The organism is Streptomyces sp. NPDC101165 (assembly GCF_044768135.1).
Lineage (GTDB): Bacteria > Actinomycetota > Actinomycetes > Streptomycetales > Streptomycetaceae > Streptomyces.
Map to the genome: position 1 here is coordinate 157765 of NZ_JBIWPG010000003.1, position 22893 is coordinate 180657.

Genomic DNA, 22893 nt, shown 5'->3' on the forward strand with positions numbered 1-22893 from the left:
GCCCCGAACGTTCCGGCCCGTCCCCGCGTCTGAGGAGCGTGTCGGAGGAGCGTGACGACAGTCCAGGGACAGGGGCGGGCATGCGCAGGGGACTTGTGGCCGTGGCGGTACTGGCAGCCGTGACGGCGGTGGGGTGCGACGACGGCACCGGAGTGCGGGTGGTGGTCGACGGCACACCTCCGGCGACCCCGTACAGCGGTCCGCTCGACGTGCCCACCAAGGCCGTGGACGACGACAGCCCTTGGTCCCTGCGCCTGGCCTCCGGAGCTGCAGGCCGGGCGCTGGAGTGCGACGGGGAGATTTTCGAGGGCGGCGGCCCCGACGGTTGGGGCAGGTCGGACGGCGGAGGCACCCCCGAGGAGGGGCTGAAGCTCTACTTCGACATGTTCCAGCCGGTGCAGCCCGACCACGGCTACCGGGTGGAGCGCAAGGAGGCGGACCGCGTGCTGTACTCCTTCGACGTCAAGGGCCGCACCAAAGTGGCCGTCGTGGTGGCCAGGGACCGGAAGAACCGGCCCGGTTGGGGCCCGGAGACGAACGCCTCCTGCGATCCGGCCGAGCTCCCCGCGAAGTTCGCGGCCGCCCAGGGCTGGGAGGTCTGGACGAACAAGAACGGCAGGCGGGTGCCGGTGAGCCGGCTCAGCAGCTCCAACGGCGCGGAACACTGCGACTGGCAGTCCGCCCACTTCCTCACCCTGGGCGACCGCACGTACATGCGCGATCCCGAGGGCGTCCTCCACCGGGACGGCCTGCTCAGGACGCCGTACCGCAAGAACGTGAGCATGCCGGCGGACGCTCGCGACACCGGGTACCACTACCGCGGCCGGCACCTGTGGCTCACCGATGACAAGGACATGGCCTACGTCCGCACCTCCGACGGAGTGGAGGCCTGGCCGCAGACGAAGAACGGTCCCGCCTGCAAGTGACCCGTCACCGGCTCCGGTGCAGCGCGACCAGCAACTGCCAGACCTGGTCGGCGACTTCCTCCGGGCCAGCCTCCAACAGCCCGTGCAGCCAGTCCGCGAGGACCCCCGCGAAGGTCGCCGCGACCGCCGAGGCGACCAGCGGGGCGTCCGCCGCACCCGCCAGCTCGCGCTCGGCGAGGCTGCGGGCCCGCAGATCCCGGTGCAGCACCCGGCCGAGCGGCCCGCCGCCGCCCGGTGCGAGCAGCGACCGGTACAGGGCCGCGTGCGGGGCGAGGCTCGCGAAGAACTCCCGCAGCGCAGGCGGTGCGTTGGCCGGGTCGGGCCGTCCCCGCCAGGCGTGCAGCGCGTCCACCGCCTGCCGTACGACGTCCGCGCACGTGTCGACCGCCAGCGCCTCCAGCCCGTCGTAGTGGACGTAGAACGTGGCCCGGCCCACCCCGGCCAGGCGCACCAGCGCGGCCACGCCGACCTCCTCCAGCGGCCGCTCGGCGCACTCCGCGAGCAGGGCCGCGCGCAGCCGGGCGCGGGTGCGCGCGGCCCGGGGGTCCTCCTGGGGCGCCGGGGTCATCGGGCGAGGAGCACGGCCGCCAGGGCCAGTGCGCCGGGCAGCGCCTGGGCGAACAGGATGCGGCGGTTGGCCGTGGCTGCGCCGAACACGCCCGCCACCACGACGCACGACAGGAAGAAGACCTGCACCCGGAACCCGGTCGGGTCGGCGGCGATCAGCCCCCACACCAGGCCCGCGGCCAGAAAGCCGTTGTAGAGGCCCTGGTTGGCGGCCAGCGGCGCGGTCGCCCGGGCCATCTCCGGATCGAATCCGTGCAGCCCCCGCCCCGGCTTCTTCTGCCACAAAAACATCTCCAGCACCAGGATGTACGCGTGCAGCGCCGCCACCAGGCCGACCAGCACGATCGCCACGATCTCCACGACCAGCGCCCTCCTCATCTTCTTGGACAGGTGTCCAGGATAACCGGACACCTGTCCAAGAAGTCACCCGGGGGCCCACACCCCGGCCGCGGCATCCCTGCGCAGCTCCCGGGCCCTTAACGCCAGCTGGATCTCGAAGCGGGCCACCGGGTCGTGCAGCAGCTCACCGAACAACTCGTCCAGCTGCCGCATCCGGTAGCGGACCGTCTGCGGGTGCACCGCCAGACGTGCGGCCACCTCCCCGACTCCGCGGCCGGACTGCAGCCAGCCCAGCAGGGTCTCCGCGAGCCGCTCCCGCTGCGGCGGGCGCACCTGCTCCAGCGGGCGCAGCCAGTGCGCGGCCATCGCGTCCAGCAGAGCGTCGTCCCGCAGGAGCAGCAGCGTGGACAGATGGTCCTGGCAGCGCACCACACCGCCGGCCGGATCCGTGCCGGACAGCACACCGCGCCGTACGAGGTCCAGCGCCTCGGTGGCCCAGCGCAGCGAGCGCGCACCCTCGTGCAGCGCCACCGTGGGCCCCATCGCGGCGCGCAGCCCCTGCAGTGCCCCGGCCACCGCCCGCGCCCGGCCCGGCCCCTCCGGATCGGGCACCACCAGCAGCGCGGGCTGGACGTCGAACCGGGTGAGGAACTCCGGCGGCACGATCGGTCCGGCCCCGGGCCCGGGGTCCACGGCCACCACCGCCACCGCCCGCGGCATCGTCCAGCGCGCGGCATGCGCGAGATCGGCGATCGCCCCGGCCGAGGCCGGGGGATCGGCGGTCAGCAGGTCCACCAACCGGGCCCGCCGTTGGTGGAGTTCACCAGCCGCGTGCAGCCGGGCCTCGGTGTAGGCCGCGGTCGCCGCGGCCGCCATCTCGTCCAGGTGCAGGAACAGCGCCTCACCGAAGGCGCCCAGCACATGGCGGGGCAACAGCCCACCGTCCACCAGGGCGTTGACCCGGCGCCAGGTCACCCGGGCGCCGAGCCGCAGCGCAGACTGGAACGAGTCGAGGCTGCGGCCTTCCTCGGCCTCCCCGCGGCCGATGCGCTCGTACGTCTCGCGCACCGGCTCCCAGTCGGTGTCCGGCTGGGCCATCCGCTCCAGCAGTCCACGCAGGGCGTGGTCCACGCCCCGGTGCACGGCCTGCATGTACGTGTCGTCCATGGGGCGCGCGTACTCGGGGATCCCGGTCCCGATCGCGCGGACGACCTCCTCGGTGATCTCGGGGACATACGGTCTGAGGCGGTCCGGCAGACCCGGGGGCAACGCCTTGAACGGGCCGCCCGTGTCCACGCCCACCGCTGCGGCTCTCTTCGGCACTCTGGTGACGATACCCGCGGGTAACTCCGCGGGCTCATCACTCAGGGACAGTTGTCCGTGCGGTACTTGTGCACCGGTGACAAACGAAGCACCTCACGCCCCGGTGGCCGCGTACACCCTCTCGCCTTCCACGTAGGTGAGCGCCACGCCCGTCTCCGCGATCGCCTCCGGCGGCCCGGCGAGCGGATCCCGGTCCAGTACCACCAGGTCGGCGAGCGCCCCGACGGTCACCCGGCCGGTGTCGTCCAGGTGGTTCACGTACGCCGACCCGGCCGTGTACGCGGTGAGCGCGTCCGTCAGGCTCAGCCGCTCGTCCGGCAGGAACACCGGCCGGGCGCCGTCCGGTTCCACGCGGTTGACCGCGACATGGATGCCCTGGAGCGGATCGGGACTGCTCACCGGCCAGTCGCTGCCCGCCGCCAGCCGCGCCCCGGAGCGCAGCAGTGCCCCGAACGGGTACTGCCACGCGGCCCGTTCGGGCCCGAGGAACGGGATGGTCAGCTCGTCCATCTGCGGTTCGTGCGCGGCCCACAGCGGCTGGATGTTGGCGGTGGCACCGAGCCGGGCGAACCGCGGCACGTCGTCCGGGTGCACCACCTGCAGGTGCGCCAGGTGCGGCCGGGTGTCGCTCGGCCCGTTGGCCGCGCGCGCCGCCTCCACGGCGTCCAGCGCGTCCCGTACGGCCCGGTCGCCCAGCGCGTGGAAGTGGCACTGGAAGCCGAGCGCGTCCAGCTCGGTCACGTACTTGGGCAGTCGGGCCGGATCGATGAAGCTCTTGCCGCGGTTGGCGGTGGCGCAGCCGCACCGGTCCAGATAGGGGTCGAGCAGTGCGGCCGTGTGGTTCTCGGCGACCCCGTCCAGCATCAGCTTCACGGTGCCCGCGCGGAACCGGCCGTGGCTCGACGCGGCCCGCTTCTCGACGAGTTCGGGGATCTGCTCGGCCCCGCGCTCCCGGTCCCACCACAGGGCGCCGGTCACCCGCGCCGTCAGCGAGCCGTCCCGGGCCGCCGTCAGATACGCCCCGGCCGGGTCGTCCATGCCGAGGAAGTCCCCGATCAGCGCGTCCTGCCAGGCGGTGATGCCGAGCGCGTGCAGATGTCGCTGGGCGTGCAGCAGCGCGGCCAGCCGGTCCGCCGCGGTGGCGGGCGGGGTCAGCCGGCCGACCAGCTGCATAGCACCCTCCTGCAGCGTGCCGCTCGGCTCGCCCGAGGCGTCCCGCTCGATCCGTCCGTCGGCCGGGTCGGTGGTGTTCCTGTCGATGCCGGCCAGCTCCAGCGCGCGGCTGTTCACCCAGGCGCCGTGGTGGTCCCGGTTGGGCAGGTACACCGGCCGGTCCGGGACCACCGCGTCCAGCAGCTCCTTCGACGGCGTCCCGCCCTCGAACGCCTCCATCGACCAGCCGCCGCCGAGGATCCACTCCCGCTCGGGGTGGGCCTCGGCGTACGCGCGCACGGCGGCCACGGTGTCCTCGGCGGTCGTCCTGCCGCTCAGGTCGCACTGGGTCAGCTCGAGGCCGGCCGGCACCGGATGGACGTGCGCGTCCTGGAAGCCCGGCAGCAGCAGCCGCCCGGCCAGGTCGACCACCTCCGTGCGCGGCCCGGCCAGCTCGCGCAGCTCGTCGTGCCCGACGGCGGTGATGCGGCCCGCGGTGACCGCCACGGCGGTCGCGGTGCGGCCGTCCGGAGTGAGGACGGGGCCGCCGGTGAAGAGCAGATCAGCGTGCATGATGCCTTTCCTGTAGGTTCAGTTGGCGGTGGTCAGAAGCTGCTGGGAGTCGGCGTCCGTGCCGATGCCGGTGCGGAAGTACGGTGATCGGCGCGCCCACTTCGCCCACGCGGCCACGGCGAACCCGGACGCGATCATCACCAGCGGCATGAGCAGCAGGAACCAGCCGTTGTCCGCACTGACCTCGAAGTGGTCGGCGGAGCTGTAGAAGGACCAGCCGAGGTAGCCGCCGAGACCCAGCAGGGCGACGGCGCTCAGCGTGGGCAGCACCACCGCCCGTACGCCCTGCCACCAGTCCTCGCGCAGCAGGGACCGGAAGCGCACGGCGGCGGCGAGCGCGGTGAGCGCGTAGGACAGGGCGACGACGATCCCGACGGCGTTCACCGTCGCATTGATCATGTCGGAGAGGCGCGGGATCACCAGCGCGAGCACCGCCACCGTCGTGGCCAGGGCCCCGATCAGCACGGTTCCGACCGCCGGCGTCCCGTACCGGGGGCTGACCTTGGCCCACACAGGTCCGAGGGTACGGTCCCGGCTCATCGCGAACATGCCGCGGGCCGTCGGGATGACCCCGGCCTGCAGCGAGGCCACCGCCGAGAACATCAGCGCCACCAGGGGAAGTGCGGCCAGCGGCTGAGAGGCCAGCCGATCACCGAAGTACGCCAGTCCCTGTGCGCCATGCCCGGCCAACTCGCCCTCGGACAAAACCCGTTGGAAGGCGATCGAGCCGAGCAGGAAGAGCCCGAGCATGGTCACCAGGGTGATCGTCCCGGCCTTGGAGGCGTCCCGGGGGTCGCGCACCTCCTCGTTGACGGTGAACGCGGCGTCGAAGCCCCAGTAGCAGAACACCGACAGCAGCATCCCCTGCGCCAGCGCGGTCGCCGAGGGGATCTCGAACGGGTTGAACCAGGACAGCCGGAAGGGGTGCGGGCCGGCCGCGATGCCGTATCCGCAGAAGCCCAGCAGCACGGCGTACTCGAAGACCAGCAGCCAGGTCTGCAGCCGGGCCGCGGTGCGGACGCCGGTCACGGCGGTGAGGGTCACCACGACGAGGACCAGGATGCCCACCGCCGTGGTCTGCGCCGTCGAGTCGGGATCCAGGGCGAGCGAGCCGATCCGGTGCAGCCCCGCGTCCCCGGCCAGTTGCAGCATCGCGGAACCGGTGACCGCCGTGGTGTACGCGAGGAACGCGATGCTCGCCACGAAGTTCACCCAGCCCACCATGAAGCCGAGCCAGGGGTTGAGCGAACGGCCCACCCACACATAGCCGTTGCCCGCGTTGGGCTCCACCCGGTTCAGCCGGGAGTAGGAACCGGCGATGCCGAGGATCGGCAGGAAGGCCAGCAGCATGATGGCCGGCAGATGCAGGCCGACCACGCCGGCCGTCACGCCGAGGCCGATGCCGATGCTGGTGGTCGCGGCCGTACTGGACGCGGCGACGGCGACGCCGTCCAGCACACTCAGGGACTTGCGCAGCTCGGGCTGCGCGGGTGGATCCACACCGAAGGGGGTCTCGCTCATCGCCGGTTCTCCGCTCGCACCTGGGGGCCTGGTCGGCCCCGGTGACCGCAGATGAAACCGCCCGTGCACTTCACAGGTCAACGGTGTTGTCATAAGGTGCCGGGCACACACCAGGGAGGGCTCTCATGACCGAACGTGTCGTCCCGGCCGCCGACCGGCAGCGCAGGCGCCCCACCAAACAGGGCGTCGTGCTCTCCGCGGAGCTGATCGTCGAGACCGCGCTCCGGCTGATCGAGGAGCACGGCGCCGACGCCCTGTCCGTCCGGCGCCTCGGCCGCGCCCTGGGCGCCGACCCCAGCTCCCTGTACCGGTACTTCCGGCACACCGACGACCTGATGCTCGCCATCGCCGACGAGCTGATCGGCCGTACCCTGCGGGTCTGGCGGCCCACCGGCGACTGGCGCGCCGACCTGCGCGACCTCGGCCTGCGCATGCACGCGGGTGCCCTCGCCCACCCCCGGGCCGCGATGCTCAGCGCCCACCGGGTCACCGGCCGGGTGCACGAGATCCAGGCGGTCGAGAGCATGATCGGCGTGCTGCGCCGGGCCGGGTTCCCGGACCCGGAGGCGGTACGGATCTACCACGCCTTCGTCGACCAGGCCCTCGCCTTCGGTGCCCTGGACTCCGCCGTGACCGCCCTGCCCCGGGCCGCCCAGCAGGCCGAGGCCGAGGTGTGGCGGGACACCTACGCCCGGCTGCCGGCCGACACCCACCCGAACATCGCGGCCACCGCCCGCCAGCTCGTGGCCTCCATGCGGACCAGTTCCTACCCGGCCGCACTGGAGCTGCTGCTCTCGGCGGCCCAGACACGCCTTGATCACTTCCGTGCGCAGACGGACGGCTGACGGTCACACTGGACGCCGTTCACACGTCATACGAGTACCAGCCCGTCCCGAGGAGGCCGTACGACATGACCCCGCCGCCCGCCCGCACTGCCGAACAGCGCAAGAAGGACACCCTCCACCGGCTGGAGCACGACGAGGACGCCTGGGTCGCCACCGCGGGCGAGGACGGCGGCGCTCCCTATCTGGTCCCCCTGTCGTTCGTCTGGGACGGCGCCACGCTGCTGATCGCGACCCCGGCCGCGAGCCCCACCGGCCGTAACCTCGTGGCCACCGGCAAGGCCCGCATCGGCATCGGACCGACCCGGGACGTCGTCATCATCGAGGGCGTCGTCCGGGCCGTGACCCCCGAGGACCTGCCCGAGGAGGACGCCGAGATCTTCGCCGGCAAGACCGGCTTCGACCCGCGCCGACTCACCACCCGCTACCTGTACTTCAACGTCCTCCCGCAGCGCGTCCAGGCCTGGCGCGAGGAGAACGAGCTGCAGGGGCGGGAGCTGATGCGCGACGGGGTGTGGCTGGTCGCCGACTGACACCCGGGACCGACCCGCGGGCCGGGCCTGCGGGTCAGTCGTGGTCCCGGTCGGCCTTCTCGGTGACCGGCCACGCACCCGTCGACCGGGCGATGGCCTTGGCGCCGGTACGGTCGACGGCGCTGCGCACCACCGCGAAGATGGCACCCTGGACCGCCGCGGCGAGCAAAACCTCGGCCCAGCCGCGGTCCTGGTCCAGCGCGTCGGGCGGGATCTCCTCGTGCCGGAGCGCCAGCCACGCCCTGCGGAAGGCCAGCCCCGCGAGCGCCCCGCCGGCCCAGCTGAGCGCGAAGCCGAGCGGTGCGTAGACGAGGGGGAGCTTCTTCTTCTTGTACTTCGCCATGGGTGACTCCTTCCCGCCTCGCGCCCCTCCAGCGGCAGGCCCGTGCGGCGCCACCCGTTCGCCCGGGCACCCCGGACCGGCCGCGGGGCAGGGCACAGAAGGGCCCCGCCGCGACGGGGGAACGCGGCGGGGCCCTGACGCACGACTGCCCGGCCGGAAGCCGGTTCATGCGCCCCGGGCACAGATTTTTCTAAAAGGAGCCGTTTCCCGGCCTGAATCAGCTCCCGTCGAACTGCTCCAGGACGAACACGGGGATCTCCCGCGAGGTCTTCTTCTGGTAGTCGGCGTACGGCGGGTACGCGGCCACGGCCCGCTCCCACCACTCGACCTTCTCCGCGCCGGTGACCTCACGGGCCCTCATGTCCTGCTTGGCCGCGCCGTCCTGCAGTTCCACATGGGGATCGGCCTTCACGTTGAAGTACCAGACGGGGTGCTTGGGTGCGCCGCCGAGGGAGGCGACCGCGGCGTACCGTCCCTCGTGCTCCACCCGCATCAGCGGCGTCTTCCGGATCTTCCGGCTCCTGCCGCCCCGGGTGGTCAGGATGATGACCGGCATCCCGGTGTCCATCAGTGTCGTGCCCTTCGTCCCGCCCGAACTCTCGTAGAGCTCGACCTGCTCGCGCACCCACTGGGTCGGGCTGGGTTCGTACTCGCCCTCAAGCGGCATGGCAACCGTCTCCTCGGTCGGTCCAACGACTGACGTGCGGCCACGTACAACACCCGCGGCCGCCCGAATCATCCGTACCGCAGGCCACTTCGCCCGGGCGGGTGATTACCCCACGGGTCATCGCGCCGCCCCGGACGCCGCGGGCACAGTGATCCCGGGTGATCACCACGCGCCCGCCACGGCCGGACCGGAGACGAGAGACGAGAGACAAGAAAGGGGGCTCGGTGCATGCTTCCCACCTGCACCACCGCGACCCGCTCCGTCGTGGAGGAACTGCTCCGCCGGATCGGCCAGGGCGACCCCGAACGGATCGGAGAGCTGTACGCGGAGCACGGCGACTGGAAGCTGAGCTGGCCGGAGGACGAGCACGGCCGCGCCGACACCCCGTGGATCCGGCACCGCTCCACCCGCGCCGACGCCGTCGCCCACTACCGCGAGCTGGCCGCCCACCACATCCCGGAGCAGGCGGACACTCGGATCGAACGCATCCTGGTCGACGGCGACGACGCGGTCGTGCTCGGCGTCATCCGGCAGACGGCCGAACCGACCGGCCGCTCCTACACCGCCCGGTTCGCGCTGCACCTCACCGTCCGGGACGGCCGAGTCGTGCGCCACCACGTCTACGAGGACAGCCTCGCCGTCGCCCGCGCCTTCGCACCCGGCCCCTGGGTCACCCGTGTGCCCTGACCGACGCCGGTCACCCGGGTGTCACCGTCATCCGCGCCGCCAGCACCAGGATCACCCCGCTGGAGGCCAGCGCCGTCAGCAACCGTCCCCGGCGGCCGGTGAGGACGCGGCCGAGCAGGGCGCCGCCGCCCGCCAGCAGCAGCTGCCAGCTCGCGGAGGCGGCGAAGGCCGCCACGACGAACACGGCCCGCTCCAGGGGTCGTACGGCGTCCGCGGTACTGCTGCCGAGCACCAGCGCGACGAAGTAGATCACCGTGACGGGGTTCAGGAGGGTGATCCCGAGAAGGCCGAGATAGGCGCGTCCTGCACCAGGAATCGGCCGCTCGGGGCGGGTGGCCAGGCGATGGGCGCGGTACTGGCGCAGCGCCAGGGCCGCGCCCCAGACCGCGAGGGCGACGAGGACCAGGGCCGAGGTCCAGCGCAACGGGGTCAGCACCGGCCGCAACGCTGCCGCCAGTGCCGAGCCGCCCGCCGCGGCCACCAGTGCGTACAGGCCGTCGGCCGTGGCGATGCCGAGGGCGGCACAGGCGCCGGTGCGCAGCGAGGTGCGGGCGGTGAGGGAGACCAGGTAGGTCCCGACCGCGCCGACGGGAATCGCGATGCCGTAGCCGGCCAGCAGGCCGGCGAGGAGCGCGGCCGTCACGGGCGCGCGGGCTCGGGCCTCCGATGACGGCCCGGCTGCTGCTGGCCCCGCACCGGAAGGACGGTGGCGGTGGTCGGCGGCAGAATGGTGTCCATAAGCAACATGGGCAGATCTTCGGGCCGCCGGCTCCGCGGCGGCAAGCGAATTTCGGCGCGTTCCCGACCCCGGTGACCACACTCTTCGGCCAGATCGCACCGATCACCGATCTGGCCGAACTTGTCGTCGTCCCATAGATGCCTGGGGCATCTAATGAAGATCGGCACGACGCACTTCTTTCGTCTGCGAGGTCTTTCCATGACGGAACTGACGGACATCACCGGCCCGGCGAACCCGGCCGAACCCGTCGCCTTCCCCCAGGACCGCACCTGCCCGTACCACCCGCCCACCGGATACCAGCCGCTGCGCGACGGGCGAGCCCTGTCCCGCGCCACCCTCTTCGACGGCCGCGAGGTCTGGCTGGTCACCGGCCATGCCACCGCCCGCGCGCTGCTCGCCGACGGCCGCCTGTCCACCGACCGCAGCCGCCCCGACTTCCCGATGCCCACGGCCCGCTTCGCGGCCGTCCGCGACCGCCGGGTCGCGCTGCTCGGCGTCGACGACCCCGTGCACCAGCGGCAGCGGCGGATGATGATCCCGTCGTTCACCCTCAAGCGCGCGACCGAGCTGCGGCCCACCATCCAGCGGGTCGTCGACGGGCTCCTGGACGCGATGATCGAGAAGGGCCCGCCGGCCGAACTCGTCTCCGCCTTCGCCCTGCCCGTGCCGTCCATGGTGATCTGCGGTCTGCTCGGGGTGCCGTACGCCGACCACGAGTTCTTCGAGGAGCAGTCCCGCCGGCTGCTGCGCGGCCCGTCGGCCGCCGACACCCAGGCGGCGCGCGAGCGGCTGGAGGCCTATCTCGGCGACCTGATCGACCGCAAGGCGCAGCAGGCCGAACCCGGTGACGGGGTCCTGGACGACCTCGTCCACCAGCAGCTGAGCGAGGGTGCGCTGGACCGGACCGAACTGCTCTCGCTGGCCGTCATCCTGCTGGTCGCCGGCCACGAGACGACCGCCAACATGATCTCCCTCGGCACCTACACGCTGCTCCAGCACCCCGACCGGCTGGCCGAGCTGCGCGCCGACCCGACGTTGCTGCCCGCGGCCGTCGAGGAGCTGATGCGGATGCTGTCCATCGCGGAGGGCATGCTGCGGGTGGCCCTGGAGGACATCGAGGTCGCCGGCACCACGATCCGGGCCGGCGAGGGCGTGCTCTTCGCGACCTCGATCATCAACCGTGACGCGTCCCTGTACGACGACCCCGACGCCCTGGACTTCCACCGCCCCGCCCGCCACCACGTGGCCTTCGGCTTCGGCATCCACCAGTGTCTGGGCCAGAACCTGGCCCGCGCGGAGCTGGAGATCGCCCTCGGCGCCCTGCTCCGGCGGCTGCCCGGCCTGCGGCTGGCCGCGCCCGCGGAGGAGATTCCCTTCAAACCCGGCGACACGATCCAGGGGATGCTGGAACTCCCCGTGACCTGGTAAGAGGCTCAGTCCATGCACATCGAGATCGACAAGGACGTCTGCATCGGTGCGGGCCAGTGCGCGCTGACCGCACCGAGCGTGTTCACCCAGGACGACGACGGCTACAGCATGCTGGTCCCCGGCCGCGAGGACGGCGCGGGCGACCCGATGATCCGCGAGGCGGCCCGCGCCTGCCCGGTGGGTGCGATCAAGGTGACGGAGCCGGCCGGCTGAGCCTGGGGTGGCCTGTCCGCCGGATCGGCCGGAACCACGGGGTCCGCCATGCCCTCCCGCATCGCCTCAAGGGCGTGGGGCCCGCAGTCGCGTTGCCGCCGGTCGCGGATTCCCCACGCTCTCCCGCATCGCCTCAGGGGCGTGACGGACCCGCAGCCGCGTTGCCCACGGCTGCCGACTCCTCGCGCTCGGCTGCGTTCGTGCGGTGCCCTGCCCACCTCTGCCGATGAGGCGCCGTCTCCCGGGCCGGCCTGATCCGCCCGGACAGGCCTGCCCCGCGGCGTCCGGCATGGGGGTGCCCCCGCTCGACCGAAGTCGAGTCAGGCAGCCCCTAGCCGGCCGCCGCCACCAGCACCCGGGCCGCCTCGCGGGCCTCGGCCGCCGGACGGGTGCTGCCGGTGACGCCCGCCGTGACCATGGCGCCCTCGGCCAGCAGGAACAGGGGGCCGGTCAGTGCGGCGGGCAGCCCCGCCTCGGTCACGAGCGAGGCGAGGTAGCCCCGGAACGCCTCCTTGTGTGCGCGCACCTGCTCCGCCACGCGGGCCGACGTGGCGCCCAGTTCGCCGTACGCGTTGATCCAGGCGCAGCCGCGGAAGCCGTCCTCGCCGAACCACCCTTCCAGCCAGTCGAAGACGGCCGGGATCCGCTCCCGCGGGTCCGGCTGCCGTGTCACGTGTTCGGCGAGCCGTCCGCGCCAGCGCTCGTCCCGCCGGGCCAGATAGGCCTCGACGAGCTGCTCCTTGGTCGGGAACAGCTGGTAGAGGCGCTTGAGCGACACGCCCGAGGCGCCGCGCAGTTCGTCCATGCCCACGGACTGGATGCCCCGGGCGTAGAACAGCTCCTCCGCGGCGTCGAGCGCCTGGTCCCGGGCGACCGCGCTGTCCATCTGCGACCCCACTCCTTGACGAGAGAACGAACGTTCTCCTACGGTAGCAGCCGAAACGGAGAACGCTCGTTCTCCGGTGTTGTGCACGCCGTGCAACCCGTACAGGCCGAGGAGCCACCATGACCGACCGCCCGCCCCTTCCTCCCTTCACCCGCGAGACCGCCGCGCAGAAGGTCCAGGCCGCCGAGGACGCCTGGAACACCCGCGACCCGCACAAGGTGGCGCTCGCCTACTCGGAGGACTCCGTCTGGCGCAACCGCGACACCTTCGTCACCGGCCGCGCCGAGATCGTCGAGTTCCTCACCGCGAAGTGGCGGCGCGAGCGGGACTACGCGCTGCGCAAGGACCTGTGGTCCTTCGACGGCAACCGCATCGCCGTCCGGTTCCAGTACGAGTGCCGGGACGCCGACGGTCAGTGGTGGCGCTCCTACGGCAACGAACTCTGGGAGTTCGACGAGCACGGCCTGATGACCCGACGGGAGGCGAGCATCAACGACCTCCGCATCGAGGAGGACCAGCGGCGCATCCACGGACCGCGTCCCGAGGCCGAGCGGGGAGAGACCTTCCCGCTTCAGTAGGGTGCCCGGATGACCGCACAGGACCGGAAGCCCTTCCTCTACGTCGTCGTCTGCGCGGCCGGGATCGCCGCCGGCGTCAGCAAGCTGATCACCGCCGCTCAGGAGCGGAGCTGGGAGGTCGGGGTCATCGCCACACCGGTCGCCCTGGGCGGCTTCTTCGACACCGCCGCCGTCGAGGTACAGGCGGGCCGGCCGATACGGTCCGCCTGGCGCTCCCCGGCCGACCCGCGCCCGTTCCCGCCGCCGGACGCCGTGGTGGTGGCCCCCGCCACCTTCAACACCGTCAACAAGTGGGCGGCCGGACTGGCCGACACCCTCGCCGTCGGCACCCTGTGCGAGGCCGCCGGGCTGGGTGTGCCGATCGCCGTCCTGCCCTGCGTGGCGGACGCGTTGGCCGCCCATCCCGCCTACCAGGACAGCCTGCTCCGGCTGCGCGGGATGGGCGTCCGCTTCGGCGAGCCGTACTCCGGCATGCCCGAGGAGGACGGCCGGCGGCCCGAGTTCCCCTGGGAGAGCGTGCTGGACCTGCTGGAGCGGCCCTGAGGGACGGCGGGGCCGCTCCGGCGTGTCACCGTACCTTTCGGACGTATTCCGGCTTGCCCGGTGTGGAGACGTCCACGTCCCGGCGGACGACGCTCAGCCGGTCGCCCCAGCGGGCGAGGGCCTTGCGCAGGCCGCTGTCGGTGTACTCGATGTCCACCACGCGGTCGTCGAACGCCTTGGCGTACACCTCGCACTCGTCGTACTGCCCGCACTCCTCCGCGACGGCGAAGTCCAGCCCGGCCTGCCGCCGTTGCCCGGCCAGTTCGGCGGTGTTCTTCTGCCCGACGGCCAGGTTCCGGTCGTGCGCGTGCCGGGAGATCAGGCGCATGAACGCGGTCGCGTCGGCCGCCGTGAGCAGGTGGTGGGAGCGGGTGTAGCTGTCGTAGTTGTCGGGCTCGACGGCGTCGTAGCCCTTCTTCGCGCAGCCGTCGATCCACTGGTCGACCCGCTCCGCCACGCGCTTGCGCCTGGCCGGGGTGCGCAGGTCGAGCAGCGGCTCGTTCCAGTCCTCGTCGATGACGACCTTGCCGCGGGCGTCCCGCAGCAGCAGGTCGGACGGCCAGGAGGAGCGCTCCTCCGGCTGGGCCTGGAAGGCGTTGACGTAGCAGATGTTGTACAGGCCCGGTGCCGGGGAGTCGGACCGGTCGCGGCTGACGATCCGGACACCGGCGGGCGGGGGATAGGCGCCGCCGATCTGGTAGTCGAAACCGGCGTGGCGCGGTGGCAGGCGCACGGCGGCGGGCTTCTGGGACTGCTTCTCGGGCGCGCTGCCCGCGTCACAACCCGTCAGTGCCGACACCGCTACGGCGAGGGCGAGCAGTGCGGTGCTTGCGGTGGTCCCGGGACCTGAGACACCGGAGACGCCTTCGGTGGGCACGTCCGCTCGATCGATCACGTGTCAGGATCCAATCGTCCGCGCGACGTCGCAGTCAAGTCGGCGCCGGAGCACGCCGTACGCTCCTGAGTGACCACCGCCCCGGAAGGCAGGAGCAGTAACGATGCAGTACGTGAAGCTCGGTTCGACGGGCCTGGACGTGTCGCGGATCTGTCTGGGCTGCATGACCTACGGCCTGCCCGACCGCGGTGTCCACGAGTGGACCCTCGACGAGGCGGCGTCCCGGCCGCTGATCCGGCAGGCACTGGAGGCGGGCGTCAACTTCTTCGACACCGCCAACGTCTACTCCGACGGCACCAGCGAGGAGATCGTCGGAAAGATCCTGCGCGAGTTCGCCGACCGCGACGAGATCGTGCTGGCCACCAAGGTGCACGGCCGGATGCGGCCGGGCCCCAACGGGGCCGGGCTGTCCCGCAAGGCCATCATGTCCGAGCTCGACCACAGCCTGCGCCGCCTCGGCACCGACTATGTCGACCTCTACCAGATCCACCGCTACGACCACGCCACTCCGATCGAGGAGACGATGGAGGCGCTGCACGACGTGGTCAAGGCGGGCAAGGTGCGCTACATCGGGGCGAGTTCGATGTACGCCTGGGAGTTCTCCAAGGCCCAGTACACGGCCGAGCGGCACGGCTGGACCAAGTTCGTGTCCATGCAGAACCACTACAACCTGCTCTACCGCGAGGAGGAGCGGGAGATGCTGCCGCTCTGCGCGGACCAGGGCGTGAGCGTGCTGCCCTGGAGCCCGCTCGCCCGCGGCCGGCTCACCCGCGACTGGGGCACCGTCACCGAGCGCAGCGCCCAGGACAACTTCGGCAGCCGCCTCTACCTGGAGAGCGACCGCTCGATCGTCGAGGCCGTCACCCGTGTCGCCGCCGACCGCGGTGTGCCGCGCGCGCGGGTCGCCCTCGCCTGGCTGCTGCACCAGGACACGGTGGCCGCGCCGATCGTCGGCGCGGCCAAGCCGCAGCACGTCGAGGACGCGGCGGCGGCCGTCGAACTGGAGCTGAGCGACAAGGAGATCGAGGAGCTGGCGGAGGCCTACACCCCGCGCGCGATCAGCGGCCACTGATCCTCGGCGGGGTCCCTCGCTCCTCAATGCGGTCCGTGCGGTGCGAACTCCGTGCCGCACGGACCCGCACCCTCGCTCTCCGGAAGCGGGACCCGCGCACCGGACATGGTCAGCGTCCGGTAGTAGCCGCCGATGCGTTCGGCGGAGCGGCCGACGTAGTGCCCGATGAAGGAGCGCCGGAAGCGGTGGGCGCTGCGGTTGGGCCCCGAGCCGTGCACCAGGCTGCCGTTGAAGAACAGCACGTCGCCCGGTGCCAGGTCCACGGGCACCGGAGTCAGACCGGGCGGCGGCGGGACGTACTCGCGGGCGAACGACAGCTCCTCGTCCGCCACTTCGGGACAGAACAGGTCCATCCGGTGCGTGCCCGGGACCACTTCGAGGCCGCCGTTGTCCCGGTCGATGACGTCGCAGGCCACCCACGCGGCCACACAGGTGCCCGGCTCGACCCGCAGATAGAAGTTGTCCTGGTGCAGCGCCTGGCCCCGGGCACCCGGCGGCTTGAAGTAGAACATGCTCTGCGCGGCCAGCACCTCCTCGCCGAACAGCACCTCAAGCACCGCCCGCAGCCGGGCGTCCAGCAGGAACTCCCGCGCCCGCGCGCTGAACTCGTGCGGCTGCATCACCCGGGGCTGCCGGCGCAGCGGGTCGGGGTCAGCGGGCCGCGGCTCGAAGTGCCCGGGGACCGGCCCGGCCGTCTGCAGCGCCGCGAAGCCGTCGCGCAGCCGCTCGATCTCGTCGTACCCGAACAGCCCGCGTACGACGGTGAATCCCGCCTCCTCGAACTGCTGCCGGAGTGCGTCGGGCAGGATGCCGCCGATACCCGTGGCTGTCATGTGTCCGCTCCTCGTCCGGTGGTCACTCGCCTGTCACGCTAGGCCGACGCGCGCCCGGGGAGGATGCCCATGCATGCTGACGAACTGCCCGGGACTGCTGCCGGTGATCCGTCCCCGCCGCCGGGCCTGGTGGTGACCGGGCGCTACGACCAGGGGCCGGGGTACGGCGTCAACCGGCCGCGGGGGTCGGACAGCTGGCTGTTCACCTTCACCACGGGCGGACGCGGCACGATCCGGCAGGGCGACGCCCGTGCCGAGGCGGTCGCCGGGCATCTGGTGGTGCTCGCCCCGGGGGTGGCCCACCGCTATGCCGTGGCGTCCGGTGCTCCGCACTGGCGGTTCTGGTGGGTGCACTGCCAGGCCCGCCCGTCCTGGGTGTCCTGGCTCGACCCGTACGCCGTGGGCGACGGCCTGTACGCCCTCGCACCTGTCCCCGCGGTCCTGCTCGGTCGCGTCGAGGCCGCGTTCGGCCGGATGCTCGCCGACGCCCGCCGGCCCGCGCCGGGCACACCGCCCGAGGTGGAGGACCCGGTGGTCGTGGCCCACGGCAGCCTGGCGCGGGAGTTGGCCCTGTGCGCGCTGGAGGAGGTCGTGCTGCTCGCCGCCTCGGGCGCTCGCGAGCAGGCCCCCGCGCCGGGCGACGACACCCGCGTGCGACACGCCGAGGAGCTGATCGCCGCCGACCCGGGCGCGCCGCACACCGTCGCCTCGCTCGCCGGGAGCGTGGCGCTCTCCCCGTCCCGGTTCGCCCACCTGTTCACCCTGCGGACCGGCAGGCCGCCCATGCGCGCCCTGCGTGAGGCCCGGCTGCGGCACGCGGCGCGGCTGCTGGAGGCCACCGACCTGACGGTGGAGCGGGTGGCGGCGGCGTCCGGGTTCCCGAGCGCCTTCCATTTCAGCCGCGTCTTCCGCCGGCGTTACGGAGTGCCGCCCGGCGCCTATCGCGCGGGGGAGCGGTCGTAATGCACGGCAAAGACCCTCATTGACGAATGATCAAATAGCCGCTTGTCGACGCAATGTTTAAAAGTGAGAGATCTCTTGTTCAATGACGTCGGCCTGTGCGAAAGTGTGCGCTGTCGGCGTGCAGACAATTACATTTCCTGCTGCATGCGCCAGGCCGCTCCCGTTCGCCCCCCACGCTTCAAAAGAGCTGCCCAGGCGGACGTTCGGGATGCCGAATCCCAATTCCGTACCCTTGGTACGGACTAATTCCCGTGTCGCGCCCGGAGGAACACAGCCGTGAATGACGCAGGCCGGTCGGATTCTGCCCCAACCGCCCGCCGGTTCGACGCCTCGGACGAGCAACTGAGCGCCGAACTGAAGAAGTGGACGGGAACGACACCCGCGCTCCACCCGGTCGGTGAACTCCTGGACCGGCACTGGGAAGCGGCCTTCGCCTACGCCCGGTTGTGCACCGACGGACCGCGCGCCGCGGGCATGCTCACCACGGCCGCCTTCACCCGGCTGTTCGGCGAGTCGCTCCGCCAGGCGGGCCCGTCCGCCGCGTGGCGCCCGCATCTGCTCGTCACCGTCCGCCGGATCGCGGCCGAATGGGACGGCGACGGCCGCCAGGAACTCCTCCACCCCGCCCTGCGGCCGGGCACCGGCAGCGGGGAGCGCGCGGCCGCCCGGCTGCTCCCGCCGTCCGGCCGGCGACTGCTGTCCCGCGCGTTCCAGCGGCTGCCCCAGTCCGCTCGCGCGGTGCTGTGGCACATGGAGGTCGAGGCCGAACCCCTCGCCGTCCCCGCCGCGCTGCTCGGACTGGACGAGGAGGAGACCCGGGTCGAACTGCGCCGCGCCCGCGAACGGCTGCGCGAGGAATGCCTCCAGGCCCACCGCGAGCTCGCCCCCGAGGCCGAGTGCCAGCGCTACCTGCGCATGCTCGACGTGACCTTCCGCCGCGGCGGCATCGACGTCGACCCGGATCTGCAGCAGCACCTGGCCGGCTGCCGGCACTGCAGCCAGACCGCCGACCAGCTGGCCCAGTTCAACGCGGGACTCGGCCTCGCGGTCGCCGAGGCGGTCCTCGGCTGGGGTGCCCACGCCTACATGGAGTCCCGGGCGGCCCGCACCGAGGAGACCACCGCCCCGGCCCCGGACCCGATACCGGCCCCCACGGTTCTCCTGGGCGGCGAGGCCTTCACGGCCATGGCACCCGCGCCCGCCCCCGCCGCCGCGCCCGGCCGCTCCCGCCGTTCCGCGTACCGGGCGGCCCGCCGTGTCCGGCGCCGCAATCTCGCCCTGGCCGTCGTCACGGTCAGCGGCCTGGTCGTCCTGCCCCTGGTCCTGTGGTCGGTGCTCGGTTCGGGCGACGACCCGGCCCCGGCTCCCGGCCGCACGCCCTCCCGCGCGCCGGGCAAGGACTCCGTCACACCGGGTCCGTCCTGGGCCGGTGCGAGCGGCACCACCAAGGGCGTGCTGCGCGGCCGGCTGCACAACCTCGCCTCGGGGCTGTGCGTGGGCGTCGTCGGCAAGAAGGCGGTCGAGGGCGCGGAGACCGAACTCGCCGACTGCTCCTCGGAGGCGAGCCAGCAGTGGTCGTACGAGACCGACGGACTGCTGCGCAACGCCTCCGCCCCGGATCTGTGCCTGGACTCCCACCTCGGCTACTCCGTGCGGCTCGCTCCCTGCGCGGTCACCGGTAAGGCCGCCAAGGACATCCGCTACGACTTCACGCTCCAGGGCGCCCTGGTGCCCCGCTCGGACCAGGACCTGGCGCTGACCCCCGCCGCGACCGACGGCTCCGGCGCCCTCGTCCTCAAGAACCGCGCCGCGAACCCGGCCCAGCGCTGGACCGTCGACACCGCCGAGCCGGACCTGCAGATGGAAGTCGTCAACTGGGACACCGACAACAACCCCGCGCCGTCGCCGTCGGTCACGTCCACCCCCAAGGTCTCGAAGACCCCGTCCCCGACCCCCACCCCGACCGCGTCCAAGTCCAGCCCGGCGCCGTCGAGTTCCCCCACGCGCGACTACTGCTCGGTCTACCCGGACTACTGCGACTGGGGCGGTGGCGGCGGCTACAACGGCGGTGGCTACGGCGGCGGTACGGGGGGCCACCACCACTGAGCATCGCCCGGCCGAAGCCCGCCCGTGGTGTGGCTCAGTGAGGGTGCGGCGGCGGGGGAGGGATGGTCCCGAGGTCCGGGGCCGGTTCGGGCCACACCAGCAGCACCGGGCAGGGCGCGTGGTCGACGGCGAACCGGACGGCCGGGCCCAGGCTGTGCGGCCCGAGCCGGGAACGGTCGCCGTCCCGGGCCAGCACCAGCAGATCGGCCCCGTCGGCCGCGGCCACCACCTCCCGCTCGACCCGCCCGGTCCGCTCCTCGCCGGTGCACGGCCGCCCCAGCCGCTCGGATGCCGCGGCCAGGAGCTCGGCCGCCGAGCTGTCGCCGAGCACCTCCAGGCGGCTGCCCGGGTCGCGTTCGGGACGGCCCCGGCCGAGGAGTCCCGCGTACGCGCCGTGTGCCACCCCGGGCACGTCGGGACCGGTCACATGCAGCAGCACCACCTCGGAGGCGTGCGGGGCGTGGTCGCGCACGGCGTCCACGCAGGCGGGCCAGGTGCCCTCGACGAGCCAGGCGATCACACGCATCCGGCCGGCCTCCCTCGGCTCTCGGAACTCTCGGAGGAGCGGAACCTCAGAGAATCTGCAGCGACCCCCACAGTGCCACCACCGACACCGCCAGCGCGGAGGGCACGGCGATCAGGCCGAGCCGGGTGAACTCCCGGAGGTCCACGCCGTGCTCGTGCTGATGCACGATCCGCCGCCACAACAGGGTGGCGAGCGACCCGGCGTAGGTCAGGTTCGGGCCGATGTTCACCCCGAGCAGGACGGCGAGCACCGCGCCGGAACCGGCGGGAGCGGCGAGCGGCAGCAGCACCAGCACCGCGGGCAGGTTGTTGATGAGGTTCGCGAGGACGGCGGCCAGCGCGGCCGTCCCGAGCAGGGCGAGCAGCCCCGTGCCGCCGGGCAGGACGCGTCCGAGCGCGTCCGCGAGCCCGTTGTCGACGACCGCGCGCACCACGATGCCCAGCGCCAGAACGAACGCCAGGAAGGCCGGCGCCGCCGCCCGTACGACGGTGAGAGGAGTCGCCTTCCGCCGTACCAGCGCCCGCCCGGCCAGCACCAGTGCCCCCGCGGCGGCCACCCATGCGGGGTCCACCCCGAACGCCGACGCCACCACGAACCCCGCCAGCGTGCAGCCCACGGTCACCAGCGCGAACAGCGGCAGCCGTGGCGCCTCACCGGCGTCCCGGCCAGCCGGGGCCGCCGCGGTCAGGTCACGGGCGAAGAACCGCCGGAACACCAGGTACTCGGTGCCGATCGCCACCAGCCACGGCAGCGCCATCAGCGCCGCGAACCGGGTGAAGGTCAGCCCGCTCGCCGCGAAGGCGAGCAGGTTCGTCAGGTTGGAGACGGGCAGCAGCAGCGACGCCGTGTTCGACAGATGCGTGCAGGCGTACACGTGCGGCTTCGGCCGTACGCCCGTCCGCGCGGCCGTCGCGAAGACGACCGGGGTGAGCAGCACGATCGTGGCGTCCAGGCTGAGCACCGCCGTGATCGCCGACGCCAGCACGAACACCGCGGTCAGCAGCCGTACCGGACGGCCCGCCGCCCACCGCGCCATCCACGCCCCGCACGCCTGGAACAGCCCCTCCACATCGCAGAAGTGGGCGAGCACCAGCACCGCCGCCAGGAATCCCACCACCGGCCCGAGCCGTTCGGCCTCCGCCCGGGCGTGGTCCAGCGAGATCGCCCCGGTGGCGATCGCGATCCCTGCGGCCGGGACGGCCAGCACCGCCTCCGGCCACCCGAAGGGCCGTACCACCGCCCAGGCGAGCACGGCGGCGAGCAGCACGGCGGACAGGGTTTCGAGGAGCGGGGTGTTCAGGGCGGGTCCTCCGGATCGATCAGATGGTGCCCGCCCATGAAAACAAACGCCGGAGCGCGGCTTCCGTCGACGTGGCTAGGAAGCCCGGGTGCCCGCCGCGCCCAGGAACTCCTCCCAGCCGCCCACCGGGGCCTGGCCCGGTGACAGCGTGCGCAGCTTGCGCAGCACCGCCGGGTCCTGCGCCTCCAGCCAGGCCACGAGCTGCTTGAAGGACACGAACCGGACCTCGTCGTGCTCGGCCATCCGGCCGATCGCCTCCTCGACGGCGTCCATGTAGATGCCACCGTTCCAGCGCTCGAAGTGGTTGCCGATGAAGAAGGGGGCGCGGTTGGTCTCGTACGCGCGCCGGAACCCGGCCAGGTAGGTGTCTCTGGCCTGAGTGCGCCAGGCGTCGAACCGGGTGCGATCGCCCAGGGGGTTCCCGCCGGACTGGTTGAACATCATGTTGTAGTCCATCGACAGCACTTGGAAGGAGTGGCCGGCGAAGGGTATGGACTGCAGCGGGAAGTCCCAGATCCGGCCGCCCTGCACCTTGCCCGGCCAGATCTGCAGCCCGCCGGGGGAGCTGGCGTCGTACTTCCAGCCGAGCGCGGCCGCGGTGGGCAGCAGGTTGGTCTGGCCCTCCAGGCAGGGGGTGCGGCCGCCGATCAGCTCCTTGCGGTAGTCGAAGGGCAGCGGTTCGAGGTCGGAGAAACCGGTGTTCGTCTTCCACTTGGTGACGAAGTCGATCGCCTGCTCGATCTCGCTGCGCCACTCGGCGGGCGACCAGTTGCGCACCCCGGTCGCGCCGCAGAAGTGCCCGTTGAAATGGGTGCCGATCTCGTGGCCCTCCAGCCAGGCGGCCCGTACCTGCTGAATGGTGGCGTGGATGTGACGGTCGGCGAGGTAGCCGATGTCGGACGCGCCGACCGCGTGCTGCGGCGGACGGTACAGGTTCTTCTTGGCCTCCGGCAGCGTGTAGATGCCGCTGAGGAAGAAGGTCATCTTGGCGCCGTGGTCGGACGCGACCTTGCGGAACCGGGAGAACAGCTGGTTGCTCAGCTCGCCTGCGCCGTCCCAGGAGAACACCACGAACTGCGGCGGCTTCTGGCCCGGCTTCAGCCGGACCGGCTTCGGCTGGTGCGGCTGCGCGCCGGTGTCGGCGGTGGACCCGTCGCCGATGGGCTTGGCCGGCCGGGCCTGCTCGGCGCCCTTGCCGTACGCCGGGTCCTTCCCGCCGACGGACAGCCCGCCGGCGGTGGAGCAGGCGGACAGGGCCCCGAGGGCGCCCGCGGCCGCCCCCGCCGTCAGCACACGCCTGCGTGAAATGCCGCTCATGTTCTTCCCCGGTTTCCTCGT

Annotated in this window: 25 protein-coding genes; 11 read left to right on the forward strand and 14 right to left on the reverse strand. The window is 72.6% G+C overall.

All coding sequences use genetic code 11. The annotated features are described in order from the left end of the window. The first annotated feature begins 80 nt into the window (after positions 1–80). Positions 81–926, forward strand: coding sequence for a hypothetical protein (locus tag ACIRVH_RS07365; protein ID WP_403949121.1), 846 nt, complete (start codon positions 81–83; stop codon positions 924–926). Between the two features lie 4 nt (positions 927–930). Here ACIRVH_RS07365 and ACIRVH_RS07370 read toward each other — a convergent pair whose 3' ends face one another. From ACIRVH_RS07370 to ACIRVH_RS07390, 5 genes are all read right to left on the reverse strand, one after another. Then, complete coding sequence (locus ACIRVH_RS07370) at positions 931–1494, reverse strand: TetR/AcrR family transcriptional regulator (protein ID WP_403949124.1); 564 nt, start codon at positions 1492–1494, stop codon at positions 931–933. After that, positions 1491–1853, reverse strand: a complete 363-nt coding sequence (locus tag ACIRVH_RS07375) for a DUF1304 domain-containing protein (RefSeq protein ID WP_403949923.1) — start codon at positions 1851–1853, stop codon at positions 1491–1493. Before ACIRVH_RS07375 ends, ACIRVH_RS07370 begins: the two co-directional genes overlap by 4 nt. Before the next feature lie 63 nt (positions 1854–1916). Then, positions 1917–3155, reverse strand: a complete 1239-nt coding sequence (locus ACIRVH_RS07380) for a helix-turn-helix domain-containing protein (RefSeq protein ID WP_403949128.1) — start codon at positions 3153–3155, stop codon at positions 1917–1919. Between the two features lie 93 nt (positions 3156–3248). After that, positions 3249–4880, reverse strand: a complete 1632-nt coding sequence (locus ACIRVH_RS07385; protein WP_403949129.1) for an amidohydrolase — start codon at positions 4878–4880, stop codon at positions 3249–3251. An 18-nt stretch (positions 4881–4898) separates the two neighbouring features. Continuing rightward, a complete protein-coding gene (locus ACIRVH_RS07390) occupies positions 4899–6401 on the reverse strand; it encodes an APC family permease (RefSeq protein ID WP_403949132.1) in 1503 nt (500 codons plus the stop codon). Positions 6402–6526: 125 nt separating this feature from the next. Here ACIRVH_RS07390 and ACIRVH_RS07395 point away from each other — a divergent pair, with 125 nt between their 5' ends. Together ACIRVH_RS07395 and ACIRVH_RS07400 are read left to right on the forward strand one after the other, a co-directional pair. Continuing rightward, on the forward strand, positions 6527–7246 hold the full coding sequence (locus ACIRVH_RS07395) for a helix-turn-helix domain-containing protein (RefSeq protein WP_403949134.1): 720 nt from the start codon (positions 6527–6529) through the stop codon (positions 7244–7246). Between the two features lie 65 nt (positions 7247–7311). After that, a complete protein-coding gene (locus ACIRVH_RS07400) occupies positions 7312–7776 on the forward strand; it encodes a pyridoxamine 5'-phosphate oxidase family protein (protein WP_336109461.1) in 465 nt (154 codons plus the stop codon). A gap of 34 nt (positions 7777–7810) precedes the next feature. On the opposite strand, the gene ACIRVH_RS07405 is transcribed toward ACIRVH_RS07400, so the two are convergent. Both ACIRVH_RS07405 and ACIRVH_RS07410 read right to left on the reverse strand, forming a co-directional pair. Continuing rightward, entirely contained in the window at positions 7811–8119 is a 309-nt protein-coding gene (locus tag ACIRVH_RS07405) for a DUF4235 domain-containing protein (RefSeq protein WP_403949137.1), read from the reverse strand. A 217-nt stretch (positions 8120–8336) separates the two neighbouring features. Further along, positions 8337–8786 (reverse strand): nitroreductase family deazaflavin-dependent oxidoreductase, encoded by a 450-nt coding sequence (locus ACIRVH_RS07410; protein WP_403949139.1) that lies wholly within the window; start codon positions 8784–8786, stop codon positions 8337–8339. A gap of 228 nt (positions 8787–9014) precedes the next feature. Here ACIRVH_RS07410 and ACIRVH_RS07415 point away from each other — a divergent pair, with 228 nt between their 5' ends. Further along, positions 9015–9473 (forward strand): nuclear transport factor 2 family protein, encoded by a 459-nt coding sequence (locus ACIRVH_RS07415; protein WP_403949142.1) that lies wholly within the window; start codon positions 9015–9017, stop codon positions 9471–9473. Between the two features lie 10 nt (positions 9474–9483). Here ACIRVH_RS07415 and ACIRVH_RS07420 read toward each other — a convergent pair whose 3' ends face one another. Continuing rightward, the gene (locus ACIRVH_RS07420) at positions 9484–10116 is read right to left on the reverse strand and encodes a LysE family transporter (RefSeq protein ID WP_403949145.1); all 633 of its coding nucleotides are present in this window, start codon (positions 10114–10116) and stop codon (positions 9484–9486) included. Between the two features lie 294 nt (positions 10117–10410). Here ACIRVH_RS07420 and ACIRVH_RS07425 point away from each other — a divergent pair, with 294 nt between their 5' ends. Together ACIRVH_RS07425 and ACIRVH_RS07430 are read left to right on the forward strand one after the other, a co-directional pair. Continuing rightward, on the forward strand, positions 10411–11640 hold the full coding sequence (locus ACIRVH_RS07425; protein WP_403949146.1) for a cytochrome P450: 1230 nt from the start codon (positions 10411–10413) through the stop codon (positions 11638–11640). A 12-nt stretch (positions 11641–11652) separates the two neighbouring features. Beyond that, positions 11653–11853 carry a ferredoxin gene (locus ACIRVH_RS07430; protein ID WP_403949148.1) on the forward strand — a complete coding sequence of 67 codons (201 nt, stop codon included), beginning with the start codon at positions 11653–11655 and terminating at the stop codon, positions 11851–11853. Positions 11854–12184: 331 nt separating this feature from the next. Here the strand turns inward: ACIRVH_RS07430 and ACIRVH_RS07435 are convergent, their stop codons facing one another. Then, a complete protein-coding gene (locus ACIRVH_RS07435; RefSeq protein ID WP_403949151.1) occupies positions 12185–12739 on the reverse strand; it encodes a TetR/AcrR family transcriptional regulator in 555 nt (184 codons plus the stop codon). 119 nt (positions 12740–12858) lie between these two features. Here ACIRVH_RS07435 and ACIRVH_RS07440 point away from each other — a divergent pair, with 119 nt between their 5' ends. Beyond that, complete coding sequence (locus ACIRVH_RS07440; RefSeq protein ID WP_403949153.1) at positions 12859–13317, forward strand: nuclear transport factor 2 family protein; 459 nt, start codon at positions 12859–12861, stop codon at positions 13315–13317. 9 nt (positions 13318–13326) lie between these two features. Next, positions 13327–13860, forward strand: a complete 534-nt coding sequence (locus ACIRVH_RS07445) for a flavoprotein (protein ID WP_403949156.1) — start codon at positions 13327–13329, stop codon at positions 13858–13860. Positions 13861–13885: 25 nt separating this feature from the next. Here ACIRVH_RS07445 and ACIRVH_RS07450 read toward each other — a convergent pair whose 3' ends face one another. Further along, positions 13886–14752 carry an endo alpha-1,4 polygalactosaminidase gene (locus tag ACIRVH_RS07450; RefSeq protein WP_403949926.1) on the reverse strand — a complete coding sequence of 289 codons (867 nt, stop codon included), beginning with the start codon at positions 14750–14752 and terminating at the stop codon, positions 13886–13888. A gap of 106 nt (positions 14753–14858) precedes the next feature. On the opposite strand from ACIRVH_RS07450, the gene ACIRVH_RS07455 reads away from it, so the two are divergent. Further along, a complete protein-coding gene (locus tag ACIRVH_RS07455; RefSeq protein ID WP_403949159.1) occupies positions 14859–15827 on the forward strand; it encodes an aldo/keto reductase in 969 nt (322 codons plus the stop codon). A 23-nt stretch (positions 15828–15850) separates the two neighbouring features. Here the strand turns inward: ACIRVH_RS07455 and ACIRVH_RS07460 are convergent, their stop codons facing one another. Beyond that, the gene (locus ACIRVH_RS07460) at positions 15851–16660 is read right to left on the reverse strand and encodes a phytanoyl-CoA dioxygenase family protein (protein ID WP_403949162.1); all 810 of its coding nucleotides are present in this window, start codon (positions 16658–16660) and stop codon (positions 15851–15853) included. A gap of 69 nt (positions 16661–16729) precedes the next feature. Between ACIRVH_RS07460 and ACIRVH_RS07465 the strand changes: the two genes are divergently transcribed. Next, on the forward strand, positions 16730–17623 hold the full coding sequence (locus ACIRVH_RS07465; protein WP_403949165.1) for a helix-turn-helix domain-containing protein: 894 nt from the start codon (positions 16730–16732) through the stop codon (positions 17621–17623). 276 nt (positions 17624–17899) lie between these two features. Beyond that, entirely contained in the window at positions 17900–19729 is a 1830-nt protein-coding gene (locus ACIRVH_RS07470; RefSeq protein ID WP_403949167.1) for an RICIN domain-containing protein, read from the forward strand. Between the two features lie 34 nt (positions 19730–19763). On the opposite strand, the gene ACIRVH_RS07475 is transcribed toward ACIRVH_RS07470, so the two are convergent. The 3 genes from ACIRVH_RS07475 to ACIRVH_RS07485 all read right to left on the reverse strand — a co-directional run bounded on the left by ACIRVH_RS07475 (position 19764) and on the right by ACIRVH_RS07485 (position 22872). After that, on the reverse strand, positions 19764–20255 hold the full coding sequence (locus ACIRVH_RS07475; protein ID WP_403949170.1) for a universal stress protein: 492 nt from the start codon (positions 20253–20255) through the stop codon (positions 19764–19766). A gap of 46 nt (positions 20256–20301) precedes the next feature. Next, on the reverse strand, positions 20302–21555 hold the full coding sequence (locus tag ACIRVH_RS07480) for an SLC13 family permease (protein WP_403949929.1): 1254 nt from the start codon (positions 21553–21555) through the stop codon (positions 20302–20304). Between the two features lie 75 nt (positions 21556–21630). Then, positions 21631–22872: a hypothetical protein gene (locus ACIRVH_RS07485; protein ID WP_403949173.1), complete on the reverse strand. Its 1242-nt coding sequence runs from the start codon at positions 22870–22872 to the stop codon at positions 21631–21633. Positions 22873–22893 lie beyond the last annotated feature (21 nt).